General features: G+C 62.3%; 12 protein-coding genes. 8 read left to right on the top strand and 4 right to left on the bottom strand.

What is annotated here, in order from left to right:
- The 3 genes from ACFRFQ_RS18735 to ACFRFQ_RS18725 form a co-directional block, all read right to left on the bottom strand.
- The coding region (locus tag ACFRFQ_RS18735; RefSeq protein WP_378660584.1) for an amino acid adenylation domain-containing protein at positions 1 to 5,886 on the bottom strand (5,886 nt) is incomplete at its 3' end.
- A complete protein-coding gene (locus ACFRFQ_RS18730; protein WP_378660582.1) occupies positions 5,879 to 6,364 on the bottom strand; it encodes an aminoacyl-tRNA deacylase in 486 nt (161 codons plus the stop codon). The genes ACFRFQ_RS18735 and ACFRFQ_RS18730, both read right to left, overlap by 8 nt.
- Positions 6,365 to 6,405: 41 nt before the next feature.
- The gene (locus ACFRFQ_RS18725; protein ID WP_378660580.1) at positions 6,406 to 7,059 is read right to left on the bottom strand and encodes a DUF6875 domain-containing protein; all 654 of its coding nucleotides are present in this window, start codon (positions 7,057 to 7,059) and stop codon (positions 6,406 to 6,408) included.
- A 420-nt stretch (positions 7,060 to 7,479) separates the two neighbouring features.
- Here ACFRFQ_RS18725 and ACFRFQ_RS18720 point away from each other — a divergent pair, with 420 nt between their 5' ends.
- Both ACFRFQ_RS18720 and ACFRFQ_RS18715 read left to right on the top strand, forming a co-directional pair.
- A complete protein-coding gene (locus tag ACFRFQ_RS18720) occupies positions 7,480 to 8,184 on the top strand; it encodes a response regulator (protein ID WP_378660577.1) in 705 nt (234 codons plus the stop codon).
- Between the two features lie 137 nt (positions 8,185 to 8,321).
- Entirely contained in the window at positions 8,322 to 10,088 is a 1,767-nt protein-coding gene (locus tag ACFRFQ_RS18715) for a PAS domain-containing protein (RefSeq protein ID WP_378660574.1), read from the top strand.
- Between the two features lie 4 nt (positions 10,089 to 10,092).
- On the opposite strand, the gene ACFRFQ_RS18710 is transcribed toward ACFRFQ_RS18715, so the two are convergent.
- Positions 10,093 to 10,836 carry a GntR family transcriptional regulator gene (locus ACFRFQ_RS18710; RefSeq protein ID WP_378660569.1) on the bottom strand — a complete coding sequence of 248 codons (744 nt, stop codon included), beginning with the start codon at positions 10,834 to 10,836 and terminating at the stop codon, positions 10,093 to 10,095.
- 96 nt (positions 10,837 to 10,932) lie between these two features.
- On the opposite strand from ACFRFQ_RS18710, the gene ACFRFQ_RS18705 reads away from it, so the two are divergent.
- From ACFRFQ_RS18705 to ACFRFQ_RS18680, 6 genes are read left to right on the top strand one after another with little or no spacing between them, the layout of a single operon-like run.
- Positions 10,933 to 12,060, top strand: coding sequence for a TIGR03364 family FAD-dependent oxidoreductase (locus ACFRFQ_RS18705; RefSeq protein ID WP_378660566.1), 1,128 nt, complete (start codon positions 10,933 to 10,935; stop codon positions 12,058 to 12,060).
- Positions 12,061 to 12,085: 25 nt separating this feature from the next.
- Positions 12,086 to 12,763 carry a phosphonatase-like hydrolase gene (locus ACFRFQ_RS18700; RefSeq protein ID WP_378660564.1) on the top strand — a complete coding sequence of 226 codons (678 nt, stop codon included), beginning with the start codon at positions 12,086 to 12,088 and terminating at the stop codon, positions 12,761 to 12,763.
- A gap of 32 nt (positions 12,764 to 12,795) precedes the next feature.
- Positions 12,796 to 13,845 (top strand): 2-aminoethylphosphonate ABC transporter substrate-binding protein, encoded by a 1,050-nt coding sequence (locus tag ACFRFQ_RS18695; RefSeq protein WP_378660561.1) that lies wholly within the window; start codon positions 12,796 to 12,798, stop codon positions 13,843 to 13,845.
- 2 nt (positions 13,846 to 13,847) lie between these two features.
- Positions 13,848 to 15,023, top strand: a complete 1,176-nt coding sequence (locus ACFRFQ_RS18690; RefSeq protein WP_378660558.1) for an ABC transporter ATP-binding protein — start codon at positions 13,848 to 13,850, stop codon at positions 15,021 to 15,023.
- Positions 15,020 to 15,928 (top strand): 2-aminoethylphosphonate ABC transporter permease subunit, encoded by a 909-nt coding sequence (locus ACFRFQ_RS18685; protein WP_378660555.1) that lies wholly within the window; start codon positions 15,020 to 15,022, stop codon positions 15,926 to 15,928. The genes ACFRFQ_RS18690 and ACFRFQ_RS18685 overlap by 4 nt, the downstream gene beginning before the upstream one ends.
- Positions 15,903 to 16,688 carry an ABC transporter permease gene (locus ACFRFQ_RS18680; RefSeq protein ID WP_378660553.1) on the top strand — a complete coding sequence of 262 codons (786 nt, stop codon included), beginning with the start codon at positions 15,903 to 15,905 and terminating at the stop codon, positions 16,686 to 16,688. Before ACFRFQ_RS18685 ends, ACFRFQ_RS18680 begins: the two co-directional genes overlap by 26 nt.
- The last annotated feature ends 117 nt before the right edge of the window (positions 16,689 to 16,805 follow it).

Raw genomic sequence — 16,805 nt, 5'->3', positions numbered from 1 at the left:
CACCACCACACCCTTCGGCACCCCCGTCGAACCCGACGTATACACCACATACGCCGCCCCACCCGGATACACCACAGACACCCGATCCGCATCCGTCACCGGCCCGCCATCAAACCCCGCCAACACCCCCTCGAAACCAGGACCATCAAGCACCACCCACTCCACCGAACCCGGCAACACCCCCACATGCTCCACAGCCGTAACACCCAACACCGCACCACAATCAGCCAACATGAACTCCACCCGCGCCGCCGGATACCCCGGATCCACCCCCACAAACGCCGCCCCCGACTTCACCACCGCACACCACGCCACCACCGACAACACCGACCGCGACAACGCCACCACAACACACGAACCAGGACCAACACCCCGACCAATCAACAACCGCGCCAACCGATTCGACCAAACATCCAACTCCCCATACAACAACCGCCGACCACCACACACCACAGCAACCGCATCCCGATCCGCCGCCCCCACAGCCAACAACTCCGGCAACACCAACACCCGCCCACCCGAACCACCCGACACCGGCACCAACTCACCACACTCCGCAGGTGAGAGGAGTTCGATATCTCCGACGCGGGTTGACGGCGCAGCCACGATCTCCTCCAGGACGCGGACGAATCGTTCGGCGAAACCCTGCACCGTAGCCGAATCGAGGATGTCGACGGCAAAGCCGAAGGACGCAGAGATTCCGGCCGGAGAACCATCGGCGGTATCGAATTGCTCGGCGAGACTCAGGTGCAGGTCGTACCGGGCTACCTCGATGTCGACGTCGAGAAGTTCAACGGTCAACTCCGGCAGCACCAATTCCGGCAATGCGGCATTCCTGAACTCGAGCATTACCTGGAACAACGGTGAGTGTGCCGTCGAGCGGGTCGGATCGATCGTCTCGACCACTTGCTCGAACGGGGTCTGTGCGTGAGCGAAAGCTCCCAGATCACCCTCCCGAACCGTCCGAAGCACATCCTCGAAAGGTGACCTGGGTGTTACTGCCGTCCGCAGCACCACGGTGTTGACGAACATGCCGACCATATTGTCGAGTGCAGCCTCACCGCGCCCGGCCACCGGTGTGCCCACCGCGATGTCGTCAGTCCCGCTCAACCGGCTGAGCAGGACGGTGAGCACGGCATGCATGGTCATGAACATCGTCGAATCATGTTTGCGCGCAATATGTTGCAGCGCGCGATGCAAGCCGGCGTCGATCTCGAAGTGCACCGCGCTTCCCCGCATCCGGCGCCAGGTCGGGCGGGCTCGATCCGTCGGCAACGGCAGGACAGTCGGTAACCCCGACAGCGCCTGGTGCCAGTACGTGAGCTCCTCGCCGGCAAGTGAACCCGGATCGGATTCGACGCCGAGCAGGCGGCGCTGCCACAGGGTGTAGTCGGCATACGTCACGGGAAGCGGCTCCCACTCCGGAGTACGCCGGTTCACGCGCGCCGTGTACGCCGTCATCACATCGCGGGCCAACGGCGGCATCGACGAACCGTCCGCAGCGATATGATGCACAACCATCACCAGCACGTGCTGTTCTCGGCCGACCCTGAACAACGCAATCCGCACGGGGACTCCGTCGGCGACATCAAACCCAGCCGACGCGAGCCGCTCAATCCGGCCGAACAATTCGCTCTCACTCGCCACTTCGAGCGGATCCAAATCCGGCAATACCTGAGCTGTTGGAACTACCACTTGGAGCGGACCGTCCGGCGATCCGGGGTACACGGTGCGAAGGGTGTCGTGACGCTCGACGACATCTGTCAACGCGACTCGGAAAGCGTCGGTATCGAGTTCACCGGTCAGCCGAAGCGCGATCGGAATGTTGTACGCGGGCGACGACGTGTCCAACTGATTGACGAGCCACATGCGATGCTGGGCGAGGGACACCGGAACTCTCTCGGGTCGCACACCTGCCACCAAAGCAGGCCCCACGGATGTCCGTCCGTCGGTCCGCTCGATCCACTCGGCCAGCGCAGCCACGGTGGGTGCGTCGAACAGGTCCCGGACGCCAATTCCCTCATTCAGTGCTGAATTGATCCGGGCCACTGCTTTGGTCGCGCTCAGGGAATTGCCACCGAGGTTGAAGAAGTGTGCGTCGGCGCCGAGGCGATCGACGTCCAGCACCTCGCCGAAAATACCGGCGATGGTCTCCTCGATCGGAGTTCGCGGCTGCCGGAACGAGGTGCTCGACGCTCCCACATCGGGCTCGGGCAGTGCGCCGCGATCGAGCTTCCCTACCGGGGTCAGCGGAATCGCGTCGAGCACGGTGATTGTTGCCGGAACCATGTAGTCGGGTAGCAATCCCTTTACATGAGTTCGCAATTCGGCTGGGTCGACTTCGTGGTCGTCAGCCGAAAGCACGTACGACGCCAGTGTGGCGTTTCCGCTGGTTTCGCTGCGTCCGAGGGTGACCGCAAAAGCGACGGCCGGATGATCCGTCAATGCCGCATCGATCTCGCCGAGTTCGATCCGGAAACCGCGGACCTTGACTTGAAAATCGTTGCGGCCCAAATACTCGAGTGTCAGACTGCCCTGCCGGTCACGGCGCCAGCGCACCGTGTCCCCGGTGCGATACATACGGCGCCCCGGCAATCCGAACGGATCCGCCACAAACCTCGACGCTGTCGTTCCCGTCTGGTTCCCATAGCCACGCGCCAAGCTGACGCCGGCCAGGTACAACTCTCCGACCACTCCGACCGGCACCGGCCGCAACCGATCGTCGAGTACTACTTGTTCGACGCCGCGGATCGGACCACCAAGGGTCAGTAGCTCACTGCCCGGCTCGATCACCCTGATATTTGCCATGACCGTCGCCTCTGTCGGGCCGTAGGCGTCGAATATCAACCGACCAGGCGACCACCGCCCTGCCAACTCCGGCGAACACGCCTCTCCTGCAACAACAAGGCACTGCAGCGATGAGCGCCCTGCAGGGTCCAGCGACGCCAGTGCGGACGGCGTGAGGATGGCATGTGTGACCTGCTCGCGGTCGAGTAGTGCTGTGAGCTCGCCACCTCCGTACATTGTTGGCGGGGCGATCACCAATCGTCCGCCAGAACCGAACGCCCACACAAATTCGAACACCGACGCGTCAAAACTCGGAGACGCACAGTGCAATACACGCGCCCGTGGCCCAGTCGCAAGTTGTGTGCATAGTTCCGTCGTAAGGTCGAACAACCCTCGGTGCGGCACCACCACACCTTTCGGAATCCCCGTCGACCCGGACGTGTAAATCACGTAGGCCGGATGATCGATGTGAAGTACTGCCGTCCGTTCCCGGTCGGTCACCGGTGTCTCGGTGGAACCCGCGATCTCGGCAGCAGTGACCCGGTCGTCGAGCACCAGCCACGGAACCGTCTGCGGCAGTTGTCCGAAACAGTCGGTGTTGGTCAGACCGAGCAACGCCTCGGAATCGATGAGCATGTGTTCGAGTCGAGCCGACGGGTATCGGGGATCGACCGGCACAAAGGCCGCGCCGCTCTTCGCGACGGCCCATACCGCCACCACCGAGTCGACGGACCGCGGCAGTCCGATTGCCACCACCGACTCAGGACCTACCGCGCGGCCGATCAGATAATGAGCCAGTCGATTCGAGCGGCGATCCAGCTCGTCGTACGTCAGTGTGCAATTGCCGTCCACCACCGCAACCGCACTCGGATCGGTAGCGGCAGCCTCTGCAAAGATCCGCGGCAAGGTTCGTGGGGGCAGTGCTACGACGCCCCGTACCGGTGTCAACTGCTCATGCTCCGACGACAGCAGCAGATCGATCTCGTCGAACCGAACCTCGGGATTCGCGACGCCACACTCGAGCACGCCCACCAGACGTTCGACGAGGGCATCGATCGTTTCCGGGTTGTACAAGTCGGTGGCAAAGTCTAGATCCAGCACCATGCCCGAAGGTCGACCGGAATCGGTAAACCTCTCGGCTACCGTCAGATTCAGGTCGCAGTTCCGCGACGACTGACAGGTGTCGGGCGTGGTGACAGCCACATCCGGCGTCGTGGTCGGTTCACTGCCACGGACGCCCAGCATGACATGGAAGAGCGTCGATCCAAGTGCCTCCTCGACACGTTCCACCGGCACCTGGGCATGAGCGAATGCATCACCCTCACATCGGCTTACCTGTTCCACGAGGTTCGCAAACGAAGTATCCGGATCCACCTGGGTCCGCAAGACAACTGCGTCGAGGACTGAATCGGCCGACTCGTTCGGCCGGAGAACCGGCACGCCCACCGCGACATCGTCGGCGGCGGCCAGGCGAGCAAGCAATACCGCCAACCCCGCATGCATCACTGCAAACACTGTCGAATCGTGCTCGTGGGCAATGTGACGAAGGTGGCGATGTAACTTGGCATCCAGTTCGACCTGGCGCACGTCCGACACCGGGGACCGCTCCGTCGATCGTCGCCGATCCGTCGGTAAGTCCAGTCGCTCTGGCAGACCTGCCAGGGTGTGTCGCCAATAGTCCAGGTCTTGCGCTGCTTCCAGCCGCCGCTTGCCTATCGACGCGCTGGCAGGGTGGAGCGTGGAGATCGGTGTCTGTGTCGCGGCCGAGGCAAATTCCTCGATTACTCCGACGCAACCCTGATGATGGCAGTGCAACTCGCCTTCCGTATAGCGACCTGGATTTCCCCGAAATTCGACGAATGTCTGTGCCGGCATTCCACTTTGATAGATGTTCACCAGCAGGTCTTCGATCGGACCTGATGTCAGCACGTGGAACTCTCCGCGCACCGACCCGAAGTTGATGTCCTGACGAAATAGCATCACGTTGACAATCGGCCCGGCGGCCATGGAACGCCGGGCACCGGCCCTCGAGCCACGGGCGATTTCTTCGAGATTGCCACGCTGATGCCGCAGTGCGCCGGTCAGCTCGAGACGAACACGATCGACAAGCTCGCCAACGGTGTCGTCGGGGCGGATATCGATCCGCAGGGGAACGATGTTGACAAGCATTCCGCCCGATCGACGGAGAACTGCGGTTGTCCTGCCGGAGACGGGGATCTGCACGCAGACATCCAATTGCCCCGTCATGCGGGACAGGTAGCAGGCAAACGCGGCAATGATGGTGGCGGCCGACGTTCCGCTCGCATGCCTTTCCGAATCCATCAGACGCGCAACAGTGTTCTCGTCCAACGACGACGCCACCAGCGTGTCGGCGGCGACCGGAATCGCGTACCGCTGCGCCAAGGACATACCTTCTGCCATTCCCTCGAGTCGCTCGGTCCAGTAGATGCGATCGGACTCGAAGCGTGCTGAAGCACGGTAGGCGCAATCGAGTTCGTACAAGGTGCGCAGGTCGGCGGTCGGGTTGGGCGCCGGTTCACGTCCTTCCATTGCGGCTGAATAGATCACGGCCATGCGGTTGACCATCGTCACCGCGGCGTAGGCGTCGAGCGCCACGTGGTGAGCCCGGCCGTACCAGAGGTAGTGCGCATCGCCGATTTGCAAGAGCGACGACGCGATCAATCGCTCGCGCATGGGATCCGTCGGCGTGGTGTATTCGTCGCGCATCCAGGCGTGTGCAGTCGCGACAGGATCGCGCTCACCACGAAAGTCGACAAATCCCAGTTCGCTGTCCTGACTGGGATCAAGAATTTGACGGGGCTCGCCGTCAACCTCGATCAGTCGGAGGAAGGCCCACTGAACCTCTCGTCCGGCAGTCACTGCCACCGAACGGAATAGCGCGAGATCAATTTCTCCGTGAAACTCGACGTACTCGGCGATGCAGTGTGGCAATTCCGGAGTGAGTTGCTGCGCGAGCCACACACCGTATTGAGCCGACGACAGCGGGAAAGGGTTGGAGGGTGAATCGGCGGAAGTAAGTGCCTGGTCCTCGTTCGATTCGCGAACGCGCGTGTCGCTACCGGGTCGAATTTCATCCATCAGTTATCTCCACAATCTGTGCGTTGCACGCTTCGGCAAGATCCCACGGACTCAACTCGACTTCGATGCCGACGTTTCCGCCGCCGACCACGACAGTGGGATAGGCCATCAGGGATGTGTCGATGACCACCACAATGTCGCGCGGCAATCCGAGAGGTGAAACTCCGAGACGCTGATATCCACATTTCTTCGAGACGCTGTCCTCCCCTGCTACTTCCAACCGCCCCACTCCGACGCGACGAGAAATCGAGGCCATGTCGATTCGGCGATCGATCGGGCACACCGCAAGAACACAACGAGAGCCGGACTGTTGCTGCAGCAGGAGCGATTTCGTGATCCGGCCCAACGGAATCCCGAGTGCATTCGACACGTCATTCGGCGATAGAACAGGAGGATCGAAAGAGGAGTGGTCGTGGATGACGATCGGGAGTCGGAAGTCCTGGACCGCTGTAACTACTCGATCGTGCAATTCATTCACGGTGCACTCCTACCGATCGTTCGCATTCCAGCGCGCCGTGGTTACGACTCCATCTTCGCGACGATGTAGTCGCGCGCAGGCGGCGGAACAGTCGGTGCAAATCGCTTCAGATACGCAGCCATCCATTCGGAACGTTCTGTCAAGAATGGATAGTCAGTACTGACCATGTGCCTCACAGCAAGCATGGGTAGCGGAGCATCGAGCGGCTTGAAGTCGTCATTCCACAAACCCGGCCTGGTACATCCAGGATAGAACTGCCCCAGCATCAGGCCTTTGTTGATGAAGGTCGACTTTCCGTACGACTGAACCGCGTCGATAACGGCGAAATCGGTCAGATCTGGAAATATCGCCAGAATCGCTTTGAATATTGCGTCTTTCCCGTCACTCGGACTCAATTCCGGAAATATGTCCGCCATGTCCTGCGCGATCTTCGACATCAAGGCAAAGTCTATGCTGTCACCTTCGATGATTCCTGCCCAGAATAGGCGTCGTTCCAGCGATGGTCCGGTAAACGGGCACACGGGACCTGCTCGCCCCAAGTCCTGGTGTGGCTCGGTCAAGTACTGACGTGCCCAGTTCCGAAGAATTCCCATAATCCGATTCGGATTATCGAGTTCTTCCTCGTCCAGGATATTGAGGAATTCAATGTGGGATCTGGTACCTACAATCCGTTGATACGCCATTCGATTCGTCATTGTCGCAATCCTTATCACTGACGAGGCTTCGCTTGTCGATAACGAGACTGTGCCTCCTGAGGAAGAACGTCGCGATCACGGGTGACCTATCTTCCGACCACGATCATCACGCCTGCCGGTAGTGCGCTGACGGCACGGATGTTCCTTGCAATGTGGTCATGTCGCCTCCCGAAATTACTTCTGACTCCCAGAATCGTCGGCACACGTACCGATGTCGTCACCGCTGGCGCCCATCTGCGCTACCGACTGTCCCCACCGCGGTTCTTCCCGCTACCTTCAATGCCACCGCCGAGCTGCCCAGGGCAACGGCGAAGGCCGTGCATGTACCTGCCGACCGCAACTCGGTAGGCTCGAAGTTGATCGGCCCGGCGACGTTTGGGTGAACACCGAAGTCATGGACCGGGAGTCTCGGAGCCGACGATGACAGATTTCAATTTCGTTGCACCACATCGAGATATAGACAAGACTGGCAACCGCACCGTCCGAGTGGTGCTGGCCGAGGACGACGTCCTACTCCGTGAGGGTCTCGCAAGCCTGCTCGCCCGCTCGGGCGTCGACGTTGTGGGGCAAGCCGGCGACGCGGAGCAATTGCTGGATTCGGTCCGGGAAACGTCCCCCGATCTCGTGGTGGTCGACATCCGGATGCCACCGACACACACGACCGAAGGACTCGACGCTGCCAGGGTGATCCGCGACGAACTCCCGGAAACCGGCATTTTGGTCCTGTCTGCGCACGCCGACGTCGAGCAGGCCATGGAGCTGCTCGCCAGCGGTCAGGGGATCGGCTATCTGCTCAAGAGCCGCATCACCGACGTGGACGAATTTGTCGAAACGCTCCAGCGAATCGCCAAGGGCGCGGCAGTAATCGACCCCGCATTGGTCCGAGAATTGGTGACGGCTCGCCGCCGCAACGACCCACTCGCCGCACTCAGCACACGTGAACGGGAAGTGCTGGCATTGATGGCAGAAGGCCGTTCGAACGTGGGAATCGCCCACCAATTGTGCGTCACTGCGGGCACCGTCGAGAAACACGTCCGTAGCATTCTCACAAAACTGGAACTCACCGAAACCGGTGAAAACCACCGCAGGGTACTGGCCGTTGTCACCTATCTCGAAGCGCGCTGACCACTCGATCGGGTTCCGCGTGATGGCTTAGTCACCTGCCGCCGCCGTAGACTGAAACAGGAAACCGACGCCTCGTCAGCGCTGGGCTCGATGGTGACTGAGCCACCACCCGGCGAGATCGATGTGAGTCCTGCCCCATGACATGGAAACGATCACCGCCTCGGTTGGCACAGCTGACTGCTCCCAGCCTCGCACTCGGAATCGCCTTTGCCGCAATGTTTGTCGCAACGGAGTTGCTGCTGGGCCTGATTCTGGCGCAGATCAGCCCCGGCGAGACGGTCGGATTGTTCCGCCTGACCGTCGTCATGGCAGTTGCGCTCGGGTGGGGATGGGCCGCAGTGGTCGTCTTCCGTCGCCGTGCCGATACGTTACGCACACCTGGTCGGTTGCCTGATCCCGAGGCAGAACCAGCCCACATCACGCTGCGATCCACTGATGTCCCGTCCGCGACCAGCCGCGGAGACCTGGAGACGTTCTTCGATCTCTCCTCCGACCTGCTCTGTATCGGCGGCTTCGACGGCTTCTGCAAACGAGTGAACCCAGCATTCGAGAAGGCACTCGGATATTCGTCGCAGGAAATGACGGCGCACCCGTTCCTGGATTTTGTCCATCCCGCCGACAGAGCACGAACCGTCGAGGCTCTCGGCGATCTTTCCCAGGGTATTCCAGTTGCACAATTCGAATCCCGACTCGTCTGCAAGGACGGCTCTGCTCGATGGATCGAATGGAACACCGTGCCGGCGCGCGATTCTCTCTACGCGGCCGGTCGCGACGTGACGGAACGTCGTGACGCTCGAGAGGTGATCGAAGCCAGCCATGCGGAACTCCGGGTACTTGCAGAGCAACAGGCTGCGCTTCGACGCGTTGCGACCCTGATTGCGCACGGCGCTGCCCCGTCCGACGTATGTGCATCCGCGGCAGCGGAACTGACCCGAATTCTGGGCAGCCGATCGACCGGTCTGTATCACTTCACGCCTGAAGGTCTGTCCACGTTGGTCGCCGGCCACACCGAATCGGTCAGCGATGGGTCGCCGCATCCCGGTGCGAGTGTCGACGGCGAGAGTATTGCGGCACAAGTCTTCCGGTCCGGCCACGCCGCCCGGATCGACTCGGCAGAGAACTCGGAAGTCGCCGTGCCTATTGTCGTCGACGGTAGCCTGTGGGGCTCGGCGGTAGTCACCTCCACCGGCCCCGACCCGCTCTCGCCCGACACCGAAGCACGTGTCGGCGACTTCACCGATCTTCTGGCCACCGCAATTGCCAACGCGCAAGCCCGCACCCAACTCACCGCGTCGCGCGCCCGTATCGTCGCTGCGGCCGATGACGCGCGGCACAAACTCGAACGCGATCTGCACGACGGCGCACAACAGCGCCTCGTCTCGCTGGGGCTCGCGCTCCGGTCCGCCGAGGCGTCGGCGGACTCCGAACCTGCCGCACTCAAGGAACAGATCTCCGACATCGTGGCCGGACTCAACGACGTTTCCGCCGATCTCCGAGAAATTTCACGCGGAATCCATCCGGCAATCCGCTCGAAGGGAGGCCTCGGCCCGGCGCTGAAGGCCCTTGCGCGGCGCTCTGCAGTTCCCGTCGACCTGGACCTGCGCCTCGAACCGCGCCTGCCCGAATCAACGGAAGTAGCGGCGTACTACGTCGCGGCAGAAGCCCTGACAAACGCGGCCAAGCACGCTCGCGCGTCGGAGGTGCACCTGCAGGCCAGAACGGCCGGCACACACCTCGAACTCTCGGTCCGAGATGACGGAGACGGAGGAGCCGACCCAGCCAAAGGGTCAGGCCTGACAGGAATCAGAGATCGCGTCGAGGCGCTCGGCGGCCAGTTGGAGATCATTTCCCGAACTGGAAGCGGTACCGCACTTCTTGCCGAGCTACCGATTGATCCCTCATGACCACCTACTCCCGCAGTGTCGTCAAGAATGCGATGCGATCGCCGCGGTACAGGGACCGAACTCGCTCGATCGGCACACCGTCCGGATCCACCGACGTGCGATGGAGCAGGAGCATCGGCATGGCGGTCGTGGATTCGACGAGCGTAGCCTCACGCGGCGATGCCAGGACAGTTTCGATGCGCTCCGTAGCCGAGGCAAAGACAACTCCGATGGATCTGATGGCCGCGTACAACGATGTTGTTGCGTCGAAGGTGTCGAGCATCGCGCCAAATCTGCTATCCGGCAGGAATGTGGATTCCAATCCGATCTTCTCGCCGTCTGCAAAGAGAACTCGCTCGAGGTGAACAACGGTGTCACCGAGTTCGATTCCCAGTTCGGTGGCAAGACCGTCGTCGGCGGAGATTCGTTCGAAGGTCACCACTTCACGACCGGGCACCCGGCCGGCACTGAGGGCACCCTCGGTATAGGAGCGAATCGACAACGGCTGCACCAGTTTCGGGCTGGACACGACGGTCCCCCGGCCGCGTCGTTCAATTCGACCTTCCACCAACAGATCCCGGAGTGCTTGACGCACAGTTTCGCGAGCAACGGTGAATCGTGCGGCCAGATCCCGCTCGGACGGTACAGCGTCACCTTCCGCGAGACCCTTGAGGATCGTCTCGATCTCGGTACGAACTCGGTAGTACTTGAGTTCCGGCTGCGCGACCGTCGCCGATGCCGCCGGGCCCGTGGGCGTCTGATGATTCACACGGTGAGAATACAAGAAATTGGTCTATACCAACTGTTAACCTGACGTTCGTTTCGATTACCCCTATTGGTCTAGACCAAAGGCCATGATCTCTTCATGCAAATTTTGATTGTCGGTGGCGGGATACTCGGAACGACGCACTCCGACGAGGCCATCCGCCGCGGACACGACGTCATCCATCTCGAACGTGAACCAGAGGCCCGCGGTGCAACGGTACGGAACTTCGGATTGGTCTGGGTATCCGGGCGCGCACCTCACGAGCTCGACGCAGCTCTCCGATCGCGAGAACTATGGGCCGATCTGGCGGTTCGCGTCCCCGGAATCGGATACCGCGCGGCCGGCTCCATCACACTGATGCGCACGGACGAGGAAGTAGCGATAGCCGAAGAAGCCTGTGCCCGCGCAGATACCGACCTCCGCGGCTTCTCGCTTCTCGACGCCGACGCAGTTCGCGCGATCAACCCCGCACTCCAGGGAAAGTTCCTCGGCGGCTTGCACTGCACTCTCGACGCCGCTGTTGAATCTCGTCAAGCGCTCCCGGCAATCCGCGGCTATCTCGGCGCCACCGGACGGTACACCTTCCATGCAGGAACCGAAGCGCGCGAGATCACCACCACCGCATCGGGCGTTCACGTTCGTGACGATCACGGACGCAGCTACGACGCCGACCTGGTAATCGTCTGCCCCGGAGCAACATTGGGTGGACTGGCCCGCGACCTGGCCGGAGACCTTCCCCTTCGCCGTGTGCGTCTGCAGATGATGCAAACAGCGCCGCTCGGCGAAAAGCTCACCACCGCAATCGCCGACGGAGACAGCTTCCGTTACTACCCCGGCTTCGCGGGTTCCGCACTCGACACTCTCCACAAAGTCCAGCCACAGGAGCCAACTGCTGAAGAACACCGCATGCAACTGCTCTGCGTCCAACGCTTGCACGGCGGACTCACGATCGGTGACACTCACGAATACCAAGAGCCCTTCAACTTCGACGTCGACGAAGCGCCGTACCAACACCTGTCCAGCGTCGTGGAAACCCTTCTCGGACGTGACCTTCCACCGATCGTCAAGCGTTGGGCCGGCGTGTACAGCCAATGCCTCGATCCGACACAACTGGTTCATCGCGCGCAAGCCGCCGACAACGTCTGGGTGGTCGCCGGTCCCGGCGGGCGCGGCATGACGCTCGGCCCTGCCTTGGCCGAACAGACTGCCGACCAGCTCGGTCTCTGAAACCTCCTGAAAAGAAAGACTTCTCATGTCTCCGATTACGCTCGCTGTTCTGGACATGGCCGGAACCACCGTGGCCGACGACGGACTTGTGCTGCGCGCTTTTGCCGCCGCCGCCGAAGCCGGTGGACTACCCGTCGACGGCCCCGAGGCGGACGCAGCTCGTCAGTACGTTCTCGACACGATGGGCCAGTCGAAGATCGTGGTGTTCCGCGCGATCTTCGGCGACGAGGACCGCGCTCAGGCAGCCAACGCGGCCTTCGAAACCACCTACGACGCTCTGATCGACCAGGGGTTCGCCGAGCCGATCCCCGGCGCCGACAAGGCAATCACGCTCCTGCAGGAGGCCGGAATCAAGGTCGCCCTGACAACGGGGTTCAGCCGCTCGACCCAGGACAAGCTCCTTGCAGCACTCGGCTGGGAGAACCTCGCAGACCTCACTCTCTCCCCCGCCGAAGCCGGGCGGGGACGTCCGTACCCCGACCTGATTCTCACAGCGCTGCTGCGGCTTTCGGTCGACGACGTCCACCAGATCGCCGTACTCGGCGACACGTCGAACGACGTGCTCAGCGGCATCCGCTCCGGTGCGTCCATCGTCGCCGGAACACTGACGGGCGCCCACGACGAGCAGCAACTTCGTGGTGCCGGTGCCACCCACATCGTCCCGTCCGTGACGGAGTTCGCCCACCTCGTCACCCGCTCCTGACCCCTCACAGCATCGCAAGAAAAGGAATCGTCATGCGTCTACGCCCGAGCATTGCCGTAGCTGCCCTCGCCGTGTCCGTCCTGTCGTTCACCACGGCCTGTGGTGGAACCGGCACCGCCGCCGGTTCCGGCACCGAGACCGTCACCGTGTACAGCGCCGACGGCTTGTCCAGTTGGTACGAGGGCAGGTTCGACGCCTTCACCGCGCAGACCGGGATAGCCGTCAACCTCGTGGAAGCCGGATCCGGCGAGGTTGTCTCCCGTGTCGAGAAGGAGCAGTCAAACCCGCAGGCCGACGTGATCATCACGCTGCCGCCGTTCATCCAGAAGGCCGACGCGCAAGGGCTGCTCGAGCCCAGCGGAATCGATACCGCCGCAGTTGCCGACGACGCAAAAGACGCCGCAGGCAAGTACGTCCCCGTCGTCGAAAACTACCTCTCGTTCATCGCCAACCCGACTGCATCGCCCGCTCCGGCGACGTGGGACGATCTGTTGACCGACCAGTTCAAAGGCAAGTTGCAGTACTCCACGCCCGGTCAGGCCGGCGACGGCACCGCCGTGCTCCTGCTGCTCCAGCACCTCATGGGCAAGGAGGGCGCACTCGACTACCTCGGAAAACTGCAGACCAACAACGTCGGACCGTCGTCGTCCACCGGAAAGCTGCAACCCAAAGTCAGCAACGGCGAACTCCTGGTCGCCAACGGCGACGTTCAGATGAACCTCGCGTCCATCGCCGACGACGGATCGAAGTTCGACATCTTCTTCCCCGCCGACGCTTCCGGTAACCGCACCACCATCGCATTGCCGTACGTCATGGGCTTGTCCAAGACCGCGCCGAGCAGCGAGCAGGCGAAGAAGCTGATGGAGTTCCTGCTGTCCGAGGAGTCTCAGAAGACCATCGCGACGGACGCGCTCGGAGTGTCGGTCCGCGAGGATGTCCGTAGTGCCGCAGGCGAATCCACGGACGAGAACACCCCGGCGGGCGTACTGCAGGGCGTCACCGTGTGGACCCCGAACTGGAACGACGTCCTCAGCTCACTCGACGCCGACATCGCCGCGTACCAGAAAGCCACCGGGAGCTGACCATGGCCAGAACCAGACTGGGGCGGACGCTCCCACCGACCGCCGGTGTGCACGGAGTGCTCGAACACTCCGCTCCCGCCATCACCTTCGACCGGGTCAGCGTTGCCTACGGCCGCGGAAAGACCGCAACCCAGGCACTGGTCGATTTCAACTTGCGAGTGGCACCGGGTGAAACCGTTGCATTGCTGGGACCGAGTGGATCCGGCAAGTCGACGGCACTCAAAGCTCTCGCAGGGTTTGTCCGCCCCACGTCCGGTAGCGTCCGACTAGGCACACGCGATGTCACCAACCTCCCTCCCGCACAACGAGGAATCGGCGTCGTCGTGCAATCGTATGCACTCTTTCCCCACATGAAGGTCACGGACAACGTCGCCTTCGGACTGCGCGCACACCGCGTTCCACGGTCGGAGATCGGCGGACGTGTCGCCGAGGCACTCGACATGGTCGGCATGTCTGCGTTCGGAAAGCGGCTCCCCCGTGAGCTTTCCGGCGGTCAGCAACAGCGGGTGGCTATCGCCCGAGCGCTGGCCATTCGTCCCGGAGTGCTGCTTCTCGACGAACCGCTGGCCGCCCTCGACGCCCAACTCCGCGAAAGCATGCTCGGCGAGTTGACCAGCCTACGCAAGGCTCTCCCCGACACCGCGATGCTCTACGTCACGCACGATCAAAGTGAGGCCCTGGCGTTGGCCGATCGCATCGCCGTCATGCGCAATGCCAGGCTCGCCGACATCGACACGGCACAGGGGCTGTGGAAACGACCGCCGTCCAGCTTCACCGCGTCGTTCCTGGGCGGAGCAAACCTGTTTCCCTGCACAGTCACCCGCGTCATCGGGACATCTGCGTTGGTCTCGATTGCCGGAGCACCGTTCACCGCGCACGCGCCGCAGCCCGAGATCGGACACGTCGAGTGGGAATCCGATATGGCGGCTCACCTGTGCGTACGACCTCATGCAGTGGGCCTGACCACCGCCGGCGCTCGCGGATCTTTTGCCGCACGAATAGTCTCCAGTGTCTGGCGCGGATCCACGACGCGCATCACCCTCGACGTCGACGATCTCGGCGGTATCCGGATAGACGCCGACGTCCCCGGGCACGACGAACGCCCCGTCGATTCCGTCGTCGGTGTCGTGCTACCCACCGAAGGCTGCGTCCTCGTTCCGGCGGAAACAACTCCATGACAACAATAATGGAACGCCCACACTCGCTCACACCTACGCCGGAGCCCACCGATCCGATTCCGTGGCGTCGTATCGCCTGGGCGTTGCCGCCGGTCCTTCTGGTGCTGGTCTTCGCGGTCTATCCCACGGCCCGTGTCCTCACAGAATCGCTCACCACCGCCGACGGGAGCGACTTCTCCACCTGGTCGTCGGTGCTCGGTTCGGAATTGTTCCGGAACGCGCTGTGGCGAACAATTCAGATTGCCGTGCTCTCCACACTGGGATGCCTGATCCTGGGCACCTTCCTCGCGCTGGTCCTCGCGTTTGTTCCGTTTACCGGTTCCAAAGTTGTCGGGCGTCTGATCGACACAGTGCTCGCCCTGCCGTCGTTCCTGATCACGCTGGCATTCACGTTCCTGTACGGAACAGCGGGCGCGGTCAACGCGTTGATCGTCCGCGTCACCGGCAACGAGATCGGACCACTGAACTTCCTCAATACGCCACTCGGCGTCATCGCGGCCGAGATCACGTTCTTCACACCCTTTGTCGTGCGGCCACTCCTCGCGGCCTTCACGCAGATTCCACGCGAACAACTCGACGTTGCCGCAAGTCTCGGCGCCTCACCCGTCCGCGTGCTCCGACAGGTGGTGATGCCTGAAGCCTGGCCGGCTCTCCTGGCAGGCGGGTCGCTCGTACTTCTGATGACACTCAACGAATTCGGCATCGTACTGTTCACCGGCGCAAAAGATGTCGTCACCCTGCCGGTGCTCATCTACACCCGCGGCATCGTCACATTCGACCTGCCGGGCGCAGCCGTGATCGCCACCGTCCAAGTTGCGTTGTCACTCGGCCTGTACTGCCTGTACCGCTTCACATTCAACAGACTGATGGGAGGCAACCGTGCTGCTGTGGACTCGAAGCTCTAGGGCGCTCGTTCTCGGCTTCTTCGCCGTCGTTGTCGCGGTAATCTTCGCTGCCCCCATCGCCACCGTCGTCGCGGCCGCGTTGGCGGGGTCGTGGACCGGCCCCCTACCGTCGGATCTCGGCGGAAAGAACTTCTCCGCCGCGCTGTCCGACGACAACCTCGCCAGCCTCACCGTGAGCTTGCAGACGGCCTTCATCTCCGGCGCACTCGCGCTGGTGGTCGGAACATGGGCAGCGTTAGCAGCCCGGGAGGCTCCGATGTGGTTGCGCCGCACCACCGACGCCATGTTCCACCTACCCATCGCCGTGCCGTCCGTTGCCATCGGACTGGGTCTGCTGATCACGTTCAACGAGCGCCCACTGCTGCTCGGCGGCACCAAATGGATCGTGATTCTCGCGCACACCGTGTTAGTTCTCGCGTTTGCGTTCAGCTCCGTCTCCGCTGCATTGGAACGCCTCGACCCCGCCTACCGGCAGGCCGCCGAATCCCTCGGGGCTGGTCCGTTCCGAGTACTCACCCGCGTCACTCTGCCCCTGCTGCTCCCGGCATTGGGAGCAGCAGCCGGGCTCTCGATCGCACTGTCGATGGGCGAACTGGGAGCCACCGTCATGGTCTACCCGGCAACGTGGAAGACATTGCCGGTCAGCATCTTCGGACTCACCGATCGCGGCCAGGTATTTCTTGCCGCAGCAAACACCACTCTGCTGCTGGCAGTCACCCTGATCGCCCTCATGGTCGTGGGCAGGATCCGTCGACGCTGAACCTGCTGTGGGGCGGTGTTTAAACCCCCCGGGAGAAAAAAGCGCCAAACAAAAATTATAACAAAAGCAAAATTTAACCCAGAAAAAATACACACGGCGGATAAGGGAAGCACCGAA

The organism is Rhodococcus sp. NPDC056743 (genome assembly GCF_042790355.1).
GTDB lineage: Bacteria > Actinomycetota > Actinomycetes > Mycobacteriales > Mycobacteriaceae > Rhodococcus_F.
Note: the sequence above shows the minus strand (reverse complement) of the source record. Positions and strands in the feature narration are given on the sequence as shown.